19 protein-coding genes are annotated in these 20,442 nt (G+C 38.4%); 16 read left to right on the top strand and 3 right to left on the bottom strand.

Annotated features, from left to right (window positions below):
• Window positions 1–97: 97 nt before the first annotated feature.
• The 9 genes from ACQKMH_RS22080 to ACQKMH_RS22040 all read left to right on the top strand — a co-directional run bounded on the left by ACQKMH_RS22080 (window position 98) and on the right by ACQKMH_RS22040 (window position 9,060).
• Window positions 98–1,270, top strand: a complete 1,173-nt coding sequence (locus ACQKMH_RS22080) for a glycosyltransferase family 4 protein (protein ID WP_427589536.1) — start codon at window positions 98–100, stop codon at window positions 1,268–1,270.
• A 100-nt stretch (window positions 1,271–1,370) separates the two neighbouring features.
• Window positions 1,371–2,501 carry a DegT/DnrJ/EryC1/StrS family aminotransferase gene (locus ACQKMH_RS22075; RefSeq protein ID WP_427589535.1) on the top strand — a complete coding sequence of 377 codons (1,131 nt, stop codon included), beginning with the start codon at window positions 1,371–1,373 and terminating at the stop codon, window positions 2,499–2,501.
• The gene (locus tag ACQKMH_RS22070) at window positions 2,485–3,462 is read left to right on the top strand and encodes a Gfo/Idh/MocA family protein (protein WP_427589534.1); all 978 of its coding nucleotides are present in this window, start codon (window positions 2,485–2,487) and stop codon (window positions 3,460–3,462) included. The genes ACQKMH_RS22075 and ACQKMH_RS22070 overlap by 17 nt, the downstream gene beginning before the upstream one ends.
• Window positions 3,462–4,088 carry a PIG-L deacetylase family protein gene (locus ACQKMH_RS22065; RefSeq protein ID WP_427589533.1) on the top strand — a complete coding sequence of 209 codons (627 nt, stop codon included), beginning with the start codon at window positions 3,462–3,464 and terminating at the stop codon, window positions 4,086–4,088. Before ACQKMH_RS22070 ends, ACQKMH_RS22065 begins: the two co-directional genes overlap by 1 nt.
• Window positions 4,089–4,802 (top strand): WbqC family protein, encoded by a 714-nt coding sequence (locus tag ACQKMH_RS22060; protein WP_427589532.1) that lies wholly within the window; start codon window positions 4,089–4,091, stop codon window positions 4,800–4,802.
• 53 nt (window positions 4,803–4,855) lie between these two features.
• Window positions 4,856–6,133: an oligosaccharide flippase family protein gene (locus ACQKMH_RS22055; protein ID WP_427589531.1), complete on the top strand. Its 1,278-nt coding sequence runs from the start codon at window positions 4,856–4,858 to the stop codon at window positions 6,131–6,133.
• The gene (locus ACQKMH_RS22050) at window positions 6,130–7,416 is read left to right on the top strand and encodes a hypothetical protein (protein ID WP_427589530.1); all 1,287 of its coding nucleotides are present in this window, start codon (window positions 6,130–6,132) and stop codon (window positions 7,414–7,416) included. The genes ACQKMH_RS22055 and ACQKMH_RS22050 overlap by 4 nt, the downstream gene beginning before the upstream one ends.
• Window positions 7,413–8,534, top strand: a complete 1,122-nt coding sequence (locus tag ACQKMH_RS22045) for a glycosyltransferase family protein (protein ID WP_427589529.1) — start codon at window positions 7,413–7,415, stop codon at window positions 8,532–8,534. The genes ACQKMH_RS22050 and ACQKMH_RS22045 overlap by 4 nt, the downstream gene beginning before the upstream one ends.
• 10 nt (window positions 8,535–8,544) lie before the next feature.
• Complete coding sequence (locus ACQKMH_RS22040) at window positions 8,545–9,060, top strand: serine O-acetyltransferase (RefSeq protein ID WP_427589528.1); 516 nt, start codon at window positions 8,545–8,547, stop codon at window positions 9,058–9,060.
• Between the two features lie 254 nt (window positions 9,061–9,314).
• Here ACQKMH_RS22040 and ACQKMH_RS22035 read toward each other — a convergent pair whose 3' ends face one another.
• Window positions 9,315–9,950: an FMN-dependent NADH-azoreductase gene (locus ACQKMH_RS22035; RefSeq protein ID WP_427589527.1), complete on the bottom strand. Its 636-nt coding sequence runs from the start codon at window positions 9,948–9,950 to the stop codon at window positions 9,315–9,317.
• A 356-nt stretch (window positions 9,951–10,306) separates the two neighbouring features.
• On the opposite strand from ACQKMH_RS22035, the gene ACQKMH_RS22030 reads away from it, so the two are divergent.
• From ACQKMH_RS22030 to ACQKMH_RS22020, 3 genes are all read left to right on the top strand, one after another.
• A complete protein-coding gene (locus ACQKMH_RS22030) occupies window positions 10,307–11,173 on the top strand; it encodes an AAA family ATPase (RefSeq protein ID WP_427589526.1) in 867 nt (288 codons plus the stop codon).
• Window positions 11,174–11,188: 15 nt separating this feature from the next.
• A complete protein-coding gene (locus tag ACQKMH_RS22025; RefSeq protein WP_427589525.1) occupies window positions 11,189–13,105 on the top strand; it encodes a vWA domain-containing protein in 1,917 nt (638 codons plus the stop codon).
• Between the two features lie 212 nt (window positions 13,106–13,317).
• Window positions 13,318–14,013: a TrkA C-terminal domain-containing protein gene (locus tag ACQKMH_RS22020; protein WP_427589524.1), complete on the top strand. Its 696-nt coding sequence runs from the start codon at window positions 13,318–13,320 to the stop codon at window positions 14,011–14,013.
• Between the two features lie 52 nt (window positions 14,014–14,065).
• Here the strand turns inward: ACQKMH_RS22020 and ACQKMH_RS22015 are convergent, their stop codons facing one another.
• Window positions 14,066–14,185 carry a DUF4023 family protein gene (locus ACQKMH_RS22015; protein ID WP_061465287.1) on the bottom strand — a complete coding sequence of 40 codons (120 nt, stop codon included), beginning with the start codon at window positions 14,183–14,185 and terminating at the stop codon, window positions 14,066–14,068.
• Between the two features lie 173 nt (window positions 14,186–14,358).
• Here ACQKMH_RS22015 and ACQKMH_RS22010 point away from each other — a divergent pair, with 173 nt between their 5' ends.
• The gene (locus tag ACQKMH_RS22010; RefSeq protein WP_427589523.1) at window positions 14,359–15,102 is read left to right on the top strand and encodes an SDR family oxidoreductase; all 744 of its coding nucleotides are present in this window, start codon (window positions 14,359–14,361) and stop codon (window positions 15,100–15,102) included.
• A gap of 79 nt (window positions 15,103–15,181) precedes the next feature.
• On the opposite strand, the gene ACQKMH_RS22005 is transcribed toward ACQKMH_RS22010, so the two are convergent.
• A complete protein-coding gene (locus tag ACQKMH_RS22005) occupies window positions 15,182–16,633 on the bottom strand; it encodes a YfcC family protein (RefSeq protein WP_427589522.1) in 1,452 nt (483 codons plus the stop codon).
• A 417-nt stretch (window positions 16,634–17,050) separates the two neighbouring features.
• On the opposite strand from ACQKMH_RS22005, the gene ACQKMH_RS22000 reads away from it, so the two are divergent.
• From ACQKMH_RS22000 to eutH, 3 genes are all read left to right on the top strand, one after another.
• Window positions 17,051–18,424, top strand: a complete 1,374-nt coding sequence (locus ACQKMH_RS22000) for a histidine kinase N-terminal domain-containing protein (RefSeq protein ID WP_427589521.1) — start codon at window positions 17,051–17,053, stop codon at window positions 18,422–18,424.
• 9 nt (window positions 18,425–18,433) lie between these two features.
• Entirely contained in the window at window positions 18,434–19,018 is a 585-nt protein-coding gene (locus tag ACQKMH_RS21995) for an ANTAR domain-containing response regulator (protein WP_427589520.1), read from the top strand.
• Window positions 19,019–19,163: 145 nt separating this feature from the next.
• Complete coding sequence (gene eutH, locus ACQKMH_RS21990) at window positions 19,164–20,435, top strand: ethanolamine utilization protein EutH (RefSeq protein ID WP_427589519.1); 1,272 nt, start codon at window positions 19,164–19,166, stop codon at window positions 20,433–20,435.
• Window positions 20,436–20,442 lie beyond the last annotated feature (7 nt).

The raw sequence follows: 20,442 nt of genomic DNA, 5'->3' as shown, positions 1-20,442 counted from the left end.
TAACGCAATACGGCTAAACATTCACCTGTAAATTATCGTGCATATTGGGAAATGGACACCTGTATGCAGAAAACATAGTTTTAGAGGAAGTGATGAAGTGAAGGTTCTATATTTGCATCAATATTTTAATACCAATAAAGGAAGTACTCGATCCTATGAAATTGCCAATTTTTTGGTTTCCAAAAATAATAAAGTCACCATAATCACCGGAAATGAAACAGATCCCTGTAGGGGAATAAAGATTATATCAACCAAAACGAAATATAAACAAGAATTTGGTTATATGAAAAGAATTCTATCTTTTATTCATTATATGTATAAAAGTTTTTTTATTGGGGTGAAGGAGAAAGGGGTAGACGTTGTTTATGCTTCCTCGACTCCTTTGACAATTGGATTAATAGGAATGCTTCTTGCTAAGGTGAAGCGATGCAAATTTGTATTTGAAGTAAGAGATTTATGGCCAGATATCCCCATTGCAATGGGAATTGTAAAAAATAAATGGTTGAAAAGATTTTTATTTGCGTTAGAAAGCATGATTTATTTGGCAGCTGATAAAATCATCGTCCTTTCGCCCGGCATGAAAGAAGATTTATTGAAGAAAGGAGTTAAACAGGAAAAAATTTCGACGGTCACTAACTTTGCGGATATTGACCATTTCACTCGAATTTGTTCAGAAGTTAAAGAAGAAGCATTGGATAAATTAGGTTTGAAGGCGAAGTTTATCTGTTTATATGCGGGCACATTAGGATTTATCAATAATATCGAATTTATTTTAGAGCTTGCTGAAAAGACAGATGACCCTGATATTGTCTATTTAATTGTAGGGGAAGGAAAGGAAAAGGAGCGGTTAATTCAAGTAAAAGAGAGCAAAAAATTAAACAACGTTATTTTCTTAGATCAGGTTTCTAAAAAAGAAGCGTACTTATTAATGGCCATATGCCATATCGGTCTGTGTTTTGTACGTAATAATGAAATATTAAATAGGAATAGTCAAAATAAACTGTTTGACTTTTGGGCAGCCGGAAAACCAACCTTAATAAACTATAAAGGCTGGCAGCATGAGGCCATGACAAAATATCATGCAGGACACGGATTTGACTATAGTGAATTAACAAAAATGGCGGCATATGTAAAAACCATGAAAAGTGACGAACAGATGTATATGGACATACAAGAAAACATAAAAAGGTTAGCCCTCAATCATGAGAAAACGAAATTGGTGTCGAAAATAGAAACCACGCTGTCAGATTTAGTTGGCAACACTCTATAAATATTCACGAAATAAGAAGGTGTTCATTTGATGGTTGTGTTAGACTGCTTCGCATTTAATTGGTTGGCGGTCATCTAAATATGGAAAAGGATGGGGTTATATGGAGAATATCGTAAATACAAAGCCGGTGATAACGGATTGGGTAAAACGAGAATATCTGACAAACCTTCCGCGCATTTTGGATTCCGGCAAGTTAATTCTAGGGGATTACACTCGGAAATTTGAAGAAGGCGTCAGACAATACAGCAAATCTAAATATGCGGTCGCTCTTTCTAGTGCAACAGCCGCCATTGAAGTGATTTTAAAGTATCTGGATGTTGAAGGCAAAGAAGTGATCATGCCGAGCAATACGTTCGTTTCACCCGTGTATGCAGTGAAAAATGCGAAAGGAAGAGTCGTACTTTGTGACATTAATTTAGACGATTTCAATTTAGATTTGAATAGTTTAAAGAACGCCGTGACCCCCAATACGAAGGTTGTCCTCATTACGTATATTGCCGGTAAGATCCCTAGTAATATTTTTGAAATGAAAGAGTTTTGTGATGAGAATAATCTTTATCTGATCGAAGATGCTTCCCATGCTTTTGGTGCCGCTATAAATGGATATAAGGCCGGTTCAATTGGAAATGCTGGGGTATTCTCCATGTATCCCACTAAAATTGTAACCAGTGCAACAGGAGGTGTCATTACAACGGATGATGAGCGTTTAAGCAAATACTGTGAGTTGCTGAGGCACCACGGAAATGAAAGTGGCGCCATCAATCAAGTGCTATCCAGCGACATGCTTTTAAGTGAATTTAATGCACTCCTTGGTTACCTGCAAATTCAGGAAGCGGATTGGATGATTCACTCGAGGCAGGAAATCTTCCAGTATTATAAAGAGAATTTAGAAGGTGTTTTCCGGGAGAATGGTCTATATTTCCAAGCGGAGCCTGATCACAATGACTCAACGTATTATAAAATTATCGTCATGTCTAAAAACAAAGAGCAAAGCGAGAAATTTCAAAAGCATTTAAAGGAGCGTCATATAAGTACGGGACATTGTTATGGTATCCCGTTACATTTACAGCCGACATTGCGTGATGAATATGCTCAGGTCTCCCTCCCAAATGCCGAGAGATTTAGTGAATCGCACTTTACGTTACCATGTCACTTGGAACTGTCTGAAGAGGATTTGACATACATTGTGACGACATGCAAACAGGTACTGTTAAATGACGATGAAAAATAGGATTGGCATAATAGGGACGGGCATAATTAGCTGTGCAATGATTGATGCCATTAATGAAAGTTCCAATGGAGAAGTAATCGGGATTTGGGGAAGAAGGTATCATTGCACAAAGGAGCTTGCAAAAGATAAAGGAGTTTCAAAAGCTTATCCGTCTTTGGGTGACGCCTATGAAGATGAGGAGCTGGATACTGTATATATTGCCACTCCTAATGCTTACCATTATGAGCATGCGATGAAGGCTATTGAGCATGGGAAGAACGTGATTGTGGAGAAAACGGCATTTATGACAGCCGAGCAAGCAAATCGGGTTTTCCATGCTGCAGATAAACGAAATGTGTTTGTATTTGAGGCCATACAATCTATTTACGAGCCCAACTTTCATATATTGGAAAATGCCATTAAAAAGGCAGGGAAAATTCATGGTGCAACCCTAAAGTATCAAAACTACACGAACCAATACTTGGCTTTATTGAATGGAGAAAAAGCGCCACTTTTTGATGAAAATCATGGTGGAGGCACATTAAGAACGATTGGGATTTATCCCATTTATGCTGCACTTCAATTATTTGGAGTTCCGGTAAACAGTTATTATTTTAAACAAATGAACGTAGAAAAAATGGATTTAGGTGGTACGCTCATTTTTGAATATAAAGAGTTTAACTTGACGATGTTGATTTCAAAAATACATTTAACATGTGATTCCATATCGGAAATCTACGGTGAGGAAGGAACGGTCAGGCTTCATTCGTTATATAAGATTCGAAAAATCAGTTTCCACAATCTCAAAAATAACACAGAGGAAACATTGAGTATACCTATTAAAGAGAATAGTTTAATCTATGAAATTACTGAATTATCCGAATGGATATTAACAAAAAATAAAACAGCGTATAGAGAACAAAAGAACCTAACACTTAAAGCGATAGCTATAATTGAAAAGGCATTGAATGGAGGAGCATGATGAAAAAAATATTATTAGTAACAGCACACCCAGATGATGCAGAAATTAGTATGGGCGGTACAATTCGTAAGCTAATGAGCCAAGGCCATCAAATTATCAACCTCATATTCTCCATCCCTTCCAATATCGATGTCAGGAAGCAAGAGGCCATCGAGTCAGCTATCAATTTTGGATATGAGGTACAGTTCTCTAAGCATTGCGAGGGACAAAACGTTGAGGATATTCCTTTACATACATTAATAAAAGAGCTCGATACGATCATTGAAAAGGTGAATCCAGACGAAGTCTACACACATTGGATGAATGACAGTCATCAAGATCATCAAAAATTAGCAAAGGTCGTTCGAAGCTGCTTCAGGAAAAAACAATTTACGTTATATGAATTCGAACAAATCAACCAAAACAATAACATCGCGGCCAATCAATTTCATCCCAATGTTTATAGTGATATTACAGAATTCATGGAAGATAAAAAACAAATGATTTCCTTATTTCAATCGCAGTTAATCGGATATATGGGTCATTACTTAGTGAATGCAGAGCACATTGGCAGTTGGAGAGGTTCCCAAGTGAATTGTAAATACGCGGAAACGTTTCTATTAATTTTTTCAAAAGAGGTTTTATAGGTGGGAAAAACGAAGATCGTCACCATTCACCAACCTAATTTCCTGCCGTGGAGCGGTTTCTTTCATAAAGCCTTCCAATCTGATGTATTCATATATTTGACAGATGTGAAATACTCTTCAAGTAATTTTCAAAATAAAACATATATTCTTGGTGGGGATGGAAAAGAGTCCAGGCTAACGGTGCCACTTCAAAAAAAGCCTGAAATGTTACATGAAAAATTAATCAGTTATCATTCCCCCAACCAAAAATGGAAAAGGAATCATTTGAAACAAATTTCAGAGGTTTATAAAAATGCCCCGTACTTTCACGACTTCTTCCCGATGCTGGAAGAAGCATATCAAAAAGAACAGGCTTTGTTGGTCGATTTAAATATTCATTTAATTGAATTGATCTTACATTATTTAAACTATGAAGGAGAGACACAACTTTCCACTGAGTTTAACACAACCTTTGGAAAAACAGAGAGATTAGTCAGCTTACTTAAGCAAACTGGAGGTACATGCTATTTAAGCGGGAAAAGCGGTAAGGATTATTTGGAAGTGGAATTATTTCAGCAAGAAGGGATCGAGGTAGTCTATCAAAACTTCATTCATCCCGTGTATGAAGTGAAAAATGAGAAAGAGTGTGTAAAAAATTTATCGATTCTTGACTGGATTATGTACTATCCGGCCGATCAAATAAAAGAAACGTTAACGAAAGATCGATTTAGCTAATCTGAACAATGTACGTAAGTATATAAAATAGAGATGTGGCGTGGTATGAGAATATGAAAATAAAAAATGATTTTATCAATAAGATACTTGTTTTATTAACGGGAAATTCGCTTGCACAGCTGATAATCATTGTAAGTTCGCCCATATTAACAAGAATATATAAACCAGCAGATTTTGGTGTGTTTTCAGCCTATACGTCCCTTTTGGCCATTCTCCTGTCATTTGCATCTCTTTGTTTAGAGAAGGCGATTCCTTTAGAAAAAAACCATAAGAATACAATTCACATAATGTACATTAGTATGTTTACGATTGGCGTTGTTTGTATCCTGAATATGAGTTTTAGCTTTTTTAATTTATCGTTATTTCAATTATACGGAATTAAAACTTCGATGATGAATGACCTTTTGCTTTCAAGTGGTCTGTTATTTGCCGGGATTTACCAAGTTTTGATTTTCTGGATGGTAAAAGAAGATAAGTTTAAAGGTATAACCCATTCTAAACTGCTGCAATCAATTAGTAATGTGATTAGTCAGTTCTCACTTATTTCGGTTAATCATATCACTCCAGGAATGGGTTTAATAGCGGGAGATATGATTGGACGAGGAATATCACTTGCGTATATATGGCGATGTTACTTAAAACAAATGCATTGGCCAAAAGTGGACTATAGGAGAATCGGATATTTGCTTAAAAAATATGAGAAATTCGCCAAATACTCCACATGGTCAACATTCTTAAGTTCTTTATCTATGCAAATCATATTTTTATTATTAATGCGTCTATACGGACCCGAAGTGACAGGTTATTTTTCCATGGCTTCAAAAACGATTGGTTTACCCATTACATTGGTGGGAGCGAGTATTTCAACAGTATTCTACGCCGAAGTAGTTAAAAGTATTAAAAATGAGCCTGGAAGAGTTTTGAAATTATATAGAAGCATCATTACTAAGTTAGCAATGGCAGGTATACCGTCACTGATACTTTTAGGGTGGATCGCCCCAGGGCTCTTCGGTTTTGTTTTTGGGGAAGAGTGGAGTGTTTCCGGTGAATATGTGAGGTTGATGTCATTTATGTTTCTGTGTCAAGTGATTGTTGTACCAGTTTCCCAAATATTGTATATAGTCAATAAACAGCAGACTCAGCTTTTATGGGACGTTTCAAGGTTGTTGCTGTCAACTATTGGAGTACTGGTCATCTTCACTTTAGGGGGATCAGCTGAAACAGCCATTTTATACTATAGCATTTGTATGGGGGCCAGTTACTACTTTCTTGCTCTCCTCGGCTATAGGGCGATACATTCCATAGATCGAGAGGATAACCTAAAAAAATGAAGCTGATTCAAATGGGTCTAGTTGTAATATACGTCTGGTTGCTTGATATTTCCTACGTTCATTTTATTACTCCTGAATATTATTATATGGGATATATATATAGGCAACCCCCTAGTGAGGAGATGGTAGCAACTTCCATGTTTTTCATCCTGTTGCCCGTCGTATTCGCAAAAAAAGATCTGGATAAGCCGTCTGAACTCGTTTTCTGGATTTTATATTTTATTGTCTATATACCGGTAGTATGGGTTCCAAATTATTTATTTGTTACGATACAGCCTGATTTTATATTTACAAATGTTCTTTTGTTTTTGTGTTTACTTATCATAGGAAATGTAAATAGATTGCCAGCTAGAAAGTTTACACCTGTTAATGTTAATCTCGGTCTATTAAAAATCATTTTTGTTATAACATTATTGATTTTTTTTCTTTACATCTTCAAAGTTTCGGGCGGAATTAGTCTAAAGCCTCCTATAGATTCTGAAGATATCTATAATAAGCGAATGGGCTTTCGAACTAAGCTAACCCCTCTTGCAGGCTATATTATACAGTGGCTTGCGAAAGTTTGGAATCCACTGATCATAGCCTTTGGTTTGTGTAAAAAAAAATATATCTATGTGGTTATCGGACTATCACTGCAATACCTTTTGTACACCGTCAATGGTTTGAAATCCACCCTTTTATCGACTGGCATATTAATTATTGTATTTATTTCTTTTCAGAGGAAGGGACGGAATTTCGCCATATTTTTTTGTTTGAGCCTTTGCTCGGTGTTAGGCATCAGCATTTTACTGGATTATATACTTGAACAGGATTTTTTATCTAATTTGTTTGCCAGAAGGGTGGTCATCACACCGGGCTTGCTGACAGCCTATTATGTAGACTTCTTTTCAAATAATCCAAAAGCCTTGCTATCGTATAGTATTTTTGAAAAATTCATAGATCCTGTTTATGACCAGACCCCGCCCTTTATTATCGGTACAGAGTACTTTGGCCGACCTGATATGGCAGCCAATGCCAATATGTTCGCCGATGCTTTTTCTAATTTTGGTTATATTGGAATCTTGATTTATACAGTGATCTTAGCAGCGATATTATGGCTTTATGATAGCCTGACGGAAAATGAAAAGTGGCATAGTATTGGCACAATATTGTTTGTCATACCTGCATGGTGTTTAGCGGATACTGCGCTTACTACAACGTTTGTGACAAATGGGATGGGTTTTGCTTGCGTTATCATGTATTTATTGCTAGGGACAGATTTACAAAAGGGAGATAACAGATGAAGTTATTTTATAATATTAGTTCGGTGCATCCATGGAATGATACGAGGATTTATTTTCGCCAAGCCTTTTCTCTTGGGGAAACAGGAATGTACAAGGTGAAGCATATAGCTGTTGAAAATAACCTAATCCCTGATAATATACCAGCCAATATAGAAGTTGAACTATTAACAATGCAATCTAGAAAAAGGCGTATGTTAAATTGGATTGCCTTGTATCGGAAGATTAAGAAAGATAAGCCTGATGTGATTCAGTTTCATGATCCAGAGCTGCTCATTTTAATGAATACAATCAGATGGATTCCCCGCTATCATCCGGTCATCGTTTATGACATGCATGAAAATGTACCAAAGGTCCTTATGAGAAAAAAAATCCCCGAATTTGCATTGAGCATGTATCGTTACTTGGAGAGACAATTGCTGAGGGCATGCAACGGGGTCGTGTTTGCAGAAAGTACGTATAAAGAGGATTATCGATTCCTAACCTGCCCAACAATGGACGTGTATAATTACCCGAAAGTCCCTTTTATGAAAGAAAATGAAGCAAAAGAAGATGTTTTTACCTTTATCTATCTAGGGGGCATTTCAGATATACGTGGCGGGGAAACCATGCTGCTTCTCGCAAAAAGATTAGTGGATTTAAAGAAGAAATTTCACATGAAGATCATTGGAACGGGCAGTGAAGAATACATCGGAAAATTGAACACTTTCATTTTTAAAAACAACTTGGAGGGTCATATCAGTCTGGAGGGTGCAATGGCTTTTGATAAAGCGTTTGAATCGATTCAGAAAGCACATGTAGGTATGGCATTTTTAGTCCCTGATCCTAATTTCATGGGTGGTAAAACAACAAAGTGTTTTGAATATATGGCCGCTGGCATTCCATTTATGGTTTCGGATTTTCTTATTCAAAATGTACTGGATAAATGGGAATGTGGAGTGTCGGTCGATGTAGCAAACATGGATGAAATGGTTCAAAAAGCGGTTTATTTACTGGAATCCCCTGAAATGGCCACGAACATGGGGGAACGAGGAAAAGCTGCATATAGACAAGAATATAATTGGGAGAATGAAGAGGGAAAATTACTATCTCTATTTGATAAAATAGGGTCATGCTCTTAGGAGGTATGTTATGGGATTATTTAAATGGTTGAATAAATTGGCATTTATTAATAACTGGGGGAGACTGGGCGGAATCCATGGTTTAATCGTGATGTTCATTTACCGGATAGGCAATACGATTTACTATAAAGTGAAGATTCCTGTCGTAAAACAAGTATTATGGATTATGTACCGCATGGTAGATTTGTTGATTGTAAGACTTTTCCTGAATTGTGAGTTTCCTGGACAATGTCAAATTGGTAAGGATTTACGTCTGCCTCATGGAGCTAAAGGCGTTATGATCAACCCATATTGCCAAATAGGTGATCATGTTACGATTATGCATCAAGTATCGCTCGGACAAAATAAAGAAAGGAAAAAAGCACCTACCGTATGTGATTATGCGTATATAGGATGTGGCGCTAAAATACACGGTGGCATCCGAATTGGCGCGAATTCGAAAGTGGGGGCAAATGCAGTCGTTTTGAAATCCGTGCCCGATAATTGCACGGCAGTCGGAGTACCCAGTGTGAATATAGAAAAGTAAGTACTTACTAATAAAGTTATCTAAAAAAACCGATTATCCATGTCATGTGGAGAATCGGTTTTTTATCTAATGATCACATAGGTCTATATGACGTGATAGACTCTATTGCGGTTGGCTTTTTTCTCTCAAATATGGAACTATGACCGAATAGGCTATAAAGCTTGATTTTATTACATAAAAAAACTGTATCCCATTATTTTCGAGATACAGTCATTATTAAGGGGGAGACTATTCGATGCGTTTACCGCTATTTTTTAAAAAGTATGAGCTAAGTCCTTTGCACGTGCAATTCCTTTTTCTTTGATTTCTTGTGCTTTATCTGCCATTGCGTTATGACCCTCAATGAATATGCCTTCAAAAGAAGGAATACCATAGAAATTCATTATGACATTTAAATAACGATGACCCATTTCCATATCTGCAGCTGGGCCTTCAGAATAAAAACCGCCGCGTGCTTGGATATGAAGTGCTTTTTTATCTGTTAATAGACCAACCGCGCCTTGTTCCGTGTATTTAAATGTTTTACCTGCAACAGAAACAGAATCAATATATGCTTTCATTACTGGAGGGAATGAAAAATTCCATAAAGGTGTTACGAATACATATTTATCAGCTGAAACAAACTGATCGCTTAGTTCACCTAGGCGTCCGACTTTTGCTTGTTCCTCTGCTGAAAGCTCTTCAAAACCTTTTCCTGTTTGAAGCTTGCCCCATCCACTAAAAACATCAACATCAAGTTGAGGGATGTTCTCTTTATAAAGATCAAGATGAACGACTTCATCGTTCGGATTGACCTCTTTGTAAGTCTCAATAAAAGCCTTTCCTGCTGCCATACTAAAAGATTGTGTATCATCATGTGGATGCGCTGTGATGTATAATACTTTAGCCATTTTGTTAAGTCACCTTTCTCCTTCAAAATTAAGTCAAGTTTAGTTTGATTCAAATAACAAAAAATTAATCAAAATAACTCTACATTAGAATTTTGCTTGTTATAAAAAGAGAAGAGGAAGCGAGAATTCCTTTCGGCCCCATCTATCGATTGGAGGTACCGTTTTTTCATGATTTGAAAGACATGACATCACCTATGTCCTTAAAAGGAAGTTGTCTTGATATAGCGGTCATTGAAACCTGGTTCATAAGCTTACTGACTTTTTGGATCCATTTCATAAATGACAGCTCTTTTTCTTAGTGTTTGTTTTTAATGGGAAAGAGCCTTAAAATGTTCAAAAAGGGGTGTAGGGACAAAATGATCAATCGATTACCAAAAGAAATCGCAACGATATTACAAACAAATAAAAAAATTCCTGCTCAATTTGAGGAATTGATCAGGAAAGGCGGGTATTTGCCTCCCGAGATGGAGTTGATGGTAGATGCCATCACTGCCTTAAGCATGGGGAAGAATATCCTCCTGAAAGGTCCGACAGGAGCTGGAAAGACAAAGTTTGCCGAGACATTATCGAATTTGTTCAACCAACCGATGTTCAGTGTGAACTGCTCAGTCGATCTTGATGCCGAAAGCTTATTGGGCTTCAAGACATTGGCTTACAAAGAGGAAAAACAGGTGATTGAATTCGTTCCAGGACCTGTGATCAATTCAATGAATCACGGTCATTTTCTATACATAGATGAAATAAACATGGCTAAACCTGAAACACTGCCGCTGATCAATGGGGTGCTTGATTACAGGAGGACGATAACGAATCCATTCACGAACGAAGTCATCACTGCTAAAGATGGCTTTAATGTCATTGCTGCGATCAACGAAGGCTATGTAGGCACAGTTCCATTGAATGAAGCGCTGAAGAATAGGTTTATCGTGATCGAGGTTCCTTATATTGAAGGGGAGCAATTAAAGCAATTGATCGAGACCAATACAAAGTTAAAGGATTCAAGAAATATCGAATTGTTCGTTAAACTGTCGAGTGACCTGATAAACGCTGTGAATCAAGGAAAAGTGGCCGAAGATGCGGCATCGATCCGGGCTTTGCTTGATGCTTGCGATCTGAGTGTATTGATTCCGCCAAAACGGGCGATTCTTCGTTCCATCGTGGATAAGTTGGACGAGGAACGGGAACGGGAGTTTGTAAAGAACTTGGCTGACACATTATTCTAACTAGGAGAATGCCTCATGAAGTATATCCGATTCAATGATTCAATAATTGATACGGCTCTTTTTTTGCAGCTGCAGGATCTCTCGACCGTCTTGTCAGGCATTCCGGAGCTGGAATTCGAATATAATTATGGCTCGTTCATTGATTCCATCGAGAATAAGGTCACGGCCAGTCATTTTTGGGAAAACGGAAATAAGGAAGTGAAGGAAGCTGGGTTGAAAACGGACGTGCTCCTTAGAACGATAGGTACGCTTCATCATTCAACAATCCAGAGCATGAAGGCGTATCAGGAGATAATCGAGGAAAGTTCACTTCCAAAGTTTGCAGCCCAATTGTTCGCTTTATTGGAAGACTTGCGATTAGAAGAATTGGTGAAGAAAGAAAGGCCAGGCACGAAAAAATGGTTTTCGGTAAGGAGGGCTTACCTTAAACAATATTTCGAAAGCCAATTGGCTACGAATGTCACAAGAAGTTTTGCACTGGATGAATTATACTGCCTCATCTATTTACTGCTTCAATCTGACAGGCCAGATCCCATTTTTCCTAGAGCCAATGTGCGGCAACTGGAAGAACTGGAGAAAATCAAGCCGAATATCCATTCGGTTTTTGAAGCCACTAAAACAAGTGATATCACAAGGATTTGTGAGCAAATCGTTTTTCGTGTGAACGATGGATATCAGGATACAATGAATGAATATTTCATCTTCCCCATTGCAAATGTGGAGAAGTATACAGCAAATACCTTATTTGACGAACTGACTAGAAATGATGAACTGTTGAACGATGATACAGAAGATGTAGATGAAGAGAAAAGCGAGTTCATTGATGAAAAGTTCTCCACGTGGCACCGAGAAAATAAGAATGGCGAGAATAATTCGACTTTTCTTCAATTTGAATTGGAACAGGGAACGAAAACAAGCTTGATGGGCGGAGGTGCGCGTGAAGCGGAAGATGCCGACCAAGCACTGGCGTCCATCCAAGGCTCGTCAGGTGAAAGTGAACAAAAGGAATACAATCAGCAGGAAACGCTAGAGAAGAAGCAAACGAATATCGGCAAGAGTGGTGAACATCCATTTGGTGAAGACAATAAAGACGTCGTCCAGGTAATCAAAGAAGCAAAAATACCAACTCTTACTGAAGAAAAACGCTACCGCGAGTTCGTTGCTGATATCGAACCATTTAAGAGAAAACTTTCAAGTACAATTGAAAAGACACTGGAAAATAAAAAGAATGCACCAAGAAAAGATTTGGCTTTTGGTCGTTTATCCAAGAAATTACTGCCGATTGTACTAGAAGAAAATCCAAGGGTCTTTTATAAAAAGAACCAGGATTCAAATGAAATGGATGCCGTATTCACATTGCTTATCGATTGCTCGGCTTCCATGCATAATAAAATGGATGAAACGAAACGAGGGGTCGTCCTCTTTCATGAAGTGCTGAAAAAGTTAAGGATACCCCACTCAATCGTGGGATTTTGGGAAGATGCAAATGAAGTGAGAGAGGGATATCAGCCGAATTACTTCCACGTGATCCAGTCCCATTCGGATTCTCTTTATGCAAATACAGGAGCAAAAATCATGCAGCTTGAACCGGAGGAAGACAACCGGGACGGATACAGCATCAGGGTTGCCACAATGGAATTGGAAAAAAGACGTGAAAAAAACCGTTTCTTGCTCGTATTTTCCGATGGTGAACCGGCAGCAAGCGAATATGATCAAAATGGAATTGTCGATACGCACCTTGCCGTCTCCGAAGCCAGGAAAAAGGGAATAGAAGTCATAGGCCTGTTTTTAGCAGACGGATTGATTGATGAAAGTGAAGAATTGACGATGAAAAACATCTACGGAAAAGAACGGCTGATGATTCCGAGTGTAGCTGAATTGCCGGAACAATTTACACCGCTGTTAAAAAAACTGCTGCTAAAGACCATTTGAGACGAAACATTATAATAAATTTGGAAGTTATGATGGATCAAGATTGATCAATTAAAAAACACAGTAGGATTCAATGGATCTTACTGTGTTTTTTTGTTTGTCTTATCGGTTATTCGTAGTAAACGAATATATTGATGGGAGTTTGAAAAGGAACGATTGCGATTTCTTTTGTGGAATTTGGGTAAATCATAGATGAGGAAGTGGTCATTTTGATGAATTTACTGTTTATGGTACTTTATTTTATTATCATTGTTCTTGTTATTGAAATATCGGTTACCTTGATGAAAATGACTGGATTGAAAAGCTCAGTGGCAAGATTTCAGGTTATCTCCATGCTGACGGGTACTGGTTTTACAACTGACGAGTCAAAATCGATTATTGATCACCCCGTTCGAAGGAAAATAAGCATGTTTTTAATTTTGTTTGGTGCTTTCTCCCTTGCTGTCATCATTTCATCGATCAGTACATTGCTTACAGATGATCTACGCTTGATGGAGTTAAGCATCATTATAGGGATACTGGTGATTTTAACCGTTTTAGTGAAAGCACCATTCCTGAATAATAGAATATCGAATAAGATGAAAAGTGAAATGTACAATCATTATGAATTATGGGAGCACCCGATAGAAGAGGTCCTGTTTTTAGAAGATGAAGACGTGGTCATGGAGATCGATATTTATGCGGACTCAGAATTCATCAATGTCAAAGCGTTTGATGTTATCCCAGAAGGAGCGGACATCAATATGTTGTTTATTGAAAGCGGAGAAGTGAAAATCAGGAAAGAGTTATCTGAGTATAAAATCAAATTAGGTGATAACCTCTTTTTATATGGAAATAAAACAGAGGTAGAAGAAACATTCTCAAAAGAAATCGAAGAGATGAAGAAGAAAAAAAGTACATCGGAGTGAAAAGAATCCCGGCCTTATATTAAGACTGGAATTCTTTTGAAGATGGGCTTCATTAATGTTTTTTATTCGGTAATTTCTGAGCGGGATTCCCATTGCCTTGACGGCGGAAATTGCCTTCTTCCTTTTTTTGCTGCTCTTGAATGCTTTCAACAAATTCTTTAGAACTTTTCATTGAATGTACCTCCTCCGTTTATTTTCTTCTTTACTATAACCAGAAGAGGTGAAATTCATGAGTATGGGAGATAAAGGACGACTCTAGGCTGATGGTAAAGGGAGAAAGGTGGTAAAATATGGACTAGAAGGATGTTTGTTAAATCCTATCATGAAAAGAAAGAAGGGAAATGAGTGGAAAATCGGTTGGATGGAAAAGTTGCCTTGGTTACAGGTTCATCAAGAGGTATTGGTCGTGCTATAGCGGAACAGCTTGCTGATTTGGGTGCAAAAGTGGTGATAAACTATTCAGGCAGTTCTCAAAAGGCGTATGAAGCAGTTGAAGGTATAAAGAAGAACGGCGGGGAAGCGGTAGCTATCCAAGCAGATATTAGCCAAGTTTCCCAAATTATAAATCTCTTCGAAGAAACGGTCCAAGCGTTCGGGAAAATCAATATTTTAGTGAACAATGCGGGACTGATGATAAATAAACCACTTTCCGAAGCAACGGAAGAAGACTTTGATAAACAGTTTGCAGTGAACGCCAAGGGTACATTCTTTGCTTGCCAACAAGCTTTGAAATATATGGAGACGGAAGGCAGGATCGTCAATATTTCAACCTCCGTAATAGGCCAGATGTTTCCTTCGTATAGTATGTATGCCGGTACAAAAGGGGCAGTTGAACAGTTCACAAGACATCTGGCAAAAGAGTTCGGCCCAAAAGGGATTACGATCAATGCAATTGCTCCAGGACCGGTTAATACGGAGCTGTTTAATGTAGGGAAATCGGAGCAGCAAATTGAAGGGATGAAAAAAATGAATGCCTTCGGACGTTTAGGTGAAACGGATGATATTGCCAATGTGGTTTCGTTTTTAGTAAGTGAACAAGCGCAGTGGGTTACGGGTCAGACGATTAGGGTCAATGGCGGATTCATTTAATTTAATTGCTTGTAATTCAACTAAAGCAACGTAATAATCCAACGTTGCTTTAGTATTTTGTAATATCTTTAATTTGAATTTAACCATTCCAGTGAATTGTTTGAGCGATGATCAAGAAAGCGCCCGATAAGAGGAACCAGATAAAAAACAAGGGCAGGTAAAAGCGAACCCATTTTTGCCAGGCGACTCCTGCTAAGGCAAGGGTGGCCATGAAATATCCAGATGTTGGATATAATATATTACCGATCCCGTCTGCCAGCTGATAAGCTAACACGGCTGTTTGTCTGGTAACACCGATGATGTCGGCCAATGGAGCCATGATGGGCATGGTAACTAAAGCCTGACCGCTTCCGGAGGGGATTAAAAGACTACATAACATTTGTACAATAAACATGCCAAGAGCGCTAAATACAGCGGGGAAGTCGCCGACAAGATTACCGAGACTATGAACGATAGTGTCCATTACTTGACCTTGCTCCATAACAACAGCGACAGCTCTTGCAACACCCACAATCATGGCACCGACCAAAACTTCTCGAAATCCGTCATTAAATGCTTCGCAAATTTCCGATAAGTTTAACCCGGCAACTAAACCGACAACGATTCCCATGATAATGAAGAGACCTGCCATTTCCAACATAAACCAACCTTTTGCTAAAACGCCATATACGAGTAGGAACAAGAAACCGACTGTTAAAATTAATGCAATTTTCTGTTTTTTATTTACCTTATATATTTCAGATCCAGGCTTATTTAAGTATAGCGTCCGTTTGGCTTGATCCTCATCAAATACAAAACTACACTTTGGATTATTTTTAACCTTTATAGCATACCGCATAATGTAAGCCAGCCCTGCAGTAACAAAAATGATAAAAGCGATAATCCTTAGCTCGATACCGGAATATAGGGGAAGACCTGCGATTTTTTGACCTAACCCAGTGTTAATGGGGTTAAGAAAGCCTGTCATGAAACCAGCGGTAGTTGCGACTAAAGCTACAGAGACGGCAACCATAGAATCAAATCCTAAGGCAATCATTAGGGGGAGGATGACAGGTACATACACTAAACTTAATTCCTGTGTTCCAATCAAACTGCAAATAATAGCAAATACTACTGTGAGGATAGGAATTAACATCATACTTTTTGTCGAAAATCGCCTTGCTAATCTATCCACTCCTATTTCGATAAGTCCTGTTTTCCGTAGTACTGAAAATATTCCTCCGATGATGAATGTGAAAAAAACGATCTCCCCTGCAGCTACCAAGCCTTTTGGTATAGCTGTCATGAAGTCTACTGGAGTGATAGGTGTTTGTTCAACGAGTCGATAGGAATCTGGATCAATCGTCAATCGATCCTCAGGACCTGGAATTCGCTCATAAACACCAGCAGGAACGAAATAAGTTGCGAGTGCTGCAAGTATGATAAATACGAATAATATGACATAAATATGTGGCATATTAAACTTCTTTTTATTGAATGTAGTCACTTCATCGATACTGACAATTTTTTTCGAATCATTTTCTAATGCCATTATTTTTCCCCCATCATCTTTAGTTTATTAACATGTACTTCCAGGTGATATAGATAAAATGATTCATAATCATATTTTGTGTTATGTTAAATAACATCTTATGTATCTATTTATTACATATTAATTTAATGATTATGGATTGTCATTGTTCATAATCACTAAAAATAATTTGATAAATTAGATAATATGAATAATTCGAAAATGTTAGGAGGTGGAAAAAATTTGTTGAACAGAAATGCAAATTAGATAAAATGGCTAATTTAGCGATGGCTTTTTATAGGGAATACTATTTAAATATTGCTATCTAATGTAAGAATACATTACATTAGAATATTTTGAATATTGACAAAAATAGGGGCAATATCTATAATAATCAATAATAATATCCATGAATAAACGTTTATTGGGGTTTTGCTTATGGAACGGACAACTTCTGTCCGAGAATTATGCGAGATGCATACTCACTTACTGGACAAGGATATTCAAATTCTAGAAAACCTATCAACGAATTTATCGTTGATAGCTGATTTGAATAAAGCGAATGTCTTTATTGACTGTCCGGTGCGTGAAGGAAAGCATGCCATTGTCGTGGCAGAGGCATGCGCTCATTCAGTAAAATCTGTTTATGATCATCCGGTTGTCGGGAAATTTGCTTATGAAGCTTTTGAGCCGGCAGTATTTTATGTATTGCGTACCGGTAAGGACATGTTTGTGAACCGGGCATTGACTCAAGAGGGAGCGATGGTGCAGCAAAGTGTTGTTCCAGTCAAGGGGGAATGCAATCGGGTCATAGCCGTTTTGATTATGGAAAAGGCGATTCTAGAAGAACCTGAAACGTTGAATCATTTTGATAGGCAAGAACAGCAAAATTCCTTAGTTCCTGAATTTATCGAAGAGTCCATTTTCCTGATTAATAAACAGAATCGAATTGTTTATACGAATCCGGCTGCCATCAATCTAGTAACGGAAAATTGTTTGATGGATTGTGTGTTAGGGGACTGCATTTTCGAGTATTTTCCTAGTTTTTCCGATATTCTTGCTTCAAAAGAAGAGATTTTAATGAAGGAAATGACGATTGGGAAGAAAATTTTCCAAATAAAGAAATTCCATTTAGGCAATAAGAAATCCAACGAAACGTTCATTATCATCCGCGATTTGACTGAACTGCGTGATAAAGAGAGAGAGCTGATTAGCAAGTCAGTAGCCATTCGTGAAATTCATCATAGGGTGAAAAATAACTTGCAGACTGTTGCCAGTTTACTTCGTCTGCAAATGAGGATAGGGGCTCCAAAAGAAAGCAAGCCCCATTTATTGGTCAGTCTAAATCGGGTGTTAAGCATATCGTCGGTTTATGAAATCATTCTGGCAAGCAGCCATGTCGATCATGTGGACTTACTGGAGCTTATTAAAAAAATCGGTGATATGATCGTGTGTACGGAGGATCAAGTTCGAAACGACCTGAGTATCGAATATACGGGTGAGCTTCATTCGATTGATTCTGACATTGGTATTTCTGTCGCACTTGTGGTGAATGAACTCATTCATAATTGTGTGAAGCATGCTTTTATTGAAGGAACGGAAGGGAAGATTACCGTTTGCTTTCAAAAGGATGGTTCTGAATTGGAGATTCAAGTCATGGATAATGGCATCGGATATTCGCCGGCAATGAAACCATCATTGGGATTGGATATCATCCGCATGACGGTGGAAAATGATTTGAATGGGGAGTTTTCGATTCATCGGATCAAAGAAGGTACCCTGGCTTCTGTAAGATTTCCATACAATAGGTAGGTGGGATAAGTGGTCAAGAGGATTTTGGTCGTGGAAGATGAATCGATTGTTCTGCTTGATATAACGATTATGCTCAAGGATGCAGGCTTCGATGTGGTTGGACATGCGCGTGACGGCGAGAAGGCAATTGAGTTGGCACATGCTTTACAACCGGATCTTGTTTTGATGGATATAAAAATGCCTAAATTGAATGGGCTTAAGGCTAGCGAAGTTATTTCCAATACCTTTCAGATACCTGTCTTGCTTTTAACTGCATTCAGCCAGCGCGAATATATCGACCAGGCGAAACGAGCCAATATCGTAGGATATCTTGTAAAGCCGATTACAGAGGCCGATCTAATCCCAGCAGTGGAGATTGCCCTATTGCAGGCTGATAATGCAAAAAAGTATCAGGAACGAATGGCTCAATTGGATGAATCGCTCACAAATCGTAAAGTAATTGAAAAAGCAAAAGGAATTATCATGAAAAGAAAGAATGTAACAGAAGAAATCGCTTATAACAGGCTTAGAAAGCTAAGTATGGATAAGCAGCTTTCCATGGAGGAAGTGGCAAAGCTAATCGTTATTAATGATAAAAAACAAGTGAATAGATGAAGCAATGGCGCTTTGATGGACCAAATGGGACGTAGGCAGGCAATTCTGCTGAAAACCTAAGTTTGGGCTATATGAGGCGTCTTTTTTTATACCCTTTTTTTAAAATCGATAGGCCAAAAGGAATCGAAATTCAGGGGGGATTTGTATGGAGATGGTAGGGAAATTCGTTATTTATGTCATTATGGTGTGTGCCGTGATTGGTGCTTTTGCATCGATTAAAGACAGCGAGCAAGGGTTGGGCAAGCAGTTCATGGAAGGGTTGCATACCGTTGGACATATATTTGTCCCGGCAGCCGGGATCATGGCCTCCATCCCTTATTTATCATGGTTCATCGATACCGTATGCGGCCCGGTTTTCGCCGCGATTGGTGCAGATCCTGCACTCGCAGCAACAACGATTTTGGCAACCGATATGGGGGGATATCAATTAGCCGCTGAGTTACAGGAAACATATGAAGGCTGGATCATGGCGATGATTGTCGGATTCATGTCAGGAGCAACGATCGTATTCTCGATTCCAATGGGGCTTGCCATGCTGGAGAAGCGTGATCATAAATATATGGCTCTTGGAGTCATGTCTGGAATCTTGACGATTCCAATTGGTGCTTTTATCTCAAGCATGCTGGTGGTGGCTACGAATTCAAAAGTTCGGGAAGTGATTTCTACGAATGCGGATTCCACATACGAATTCACGTTGAGTTATTTGAAAATTGCTCTGAATCTTTCCCCGCTCCTTATTTTTGTGATATTGCTTGCGCTAGGCCTTTATTTTTTACCGGATCTGATGATCAAAAGTTTCATGTTATTTGGAAAAATTTTGGATACGGCGATTAAGCTTGTACTCGTGTTTTCAATCGTGGAAATTTTCACAGGACTGTTTTCCAATGTATTGGGTGCTTGGGGTTTTCATCCGATCATGGCCGATAAGGCGGATCAGTTCCGTGCCTTGGAAACGGCAGGGTATATCGGTATCATGCTGGCTGGTGCTTTTCCGATGATTTACCTGATCCAAAAATATGCGGGAAAGCCACTAGAAGCGATGGGCGGGAAAATTGGTTTGAGCAAAGCGGGGAGTGCAGGGATATTAGCCACTGTAGCCAATATATTGGCGATGTTCAAACTGGTTAAAGATATGCCGCCGAAAGATAAGGTCATAAACATTTCCTTCGCTGTGTGTGCAGCTTTCTTATTAGGTGATCATTTATCATTCACTGCCAACTTTCAGCCATCCTTAATTTTCCCCATCATTGTAGGGAAGCTATCTGCCGGGGTCATTGGAATAGGTCTAGCTTATTGGCTGTCCGTCCCCAAAGCTTTGGAATTAGAGGAAAAAGATCGTGCAGCAGGTGTTATCGGCATAAATGAATATAAAGGGAATGACCAGGTAGATGACGACGATAAAATTCAAGTGGTGTAAAACCGAG

Origin of the sequence: Peribacillus sp. NPDC097895 (genome assembly GCF_050277555.1) — a bacterium.
Taxonomy (GTDB): domain Bacteria; phylum Bacillota; class Bacilli; order Bacillales; family DSM-1321; genus Peribacillus.
This window is presented reverse-complemented; position numbering and strand designations above follow the sequence as displayed.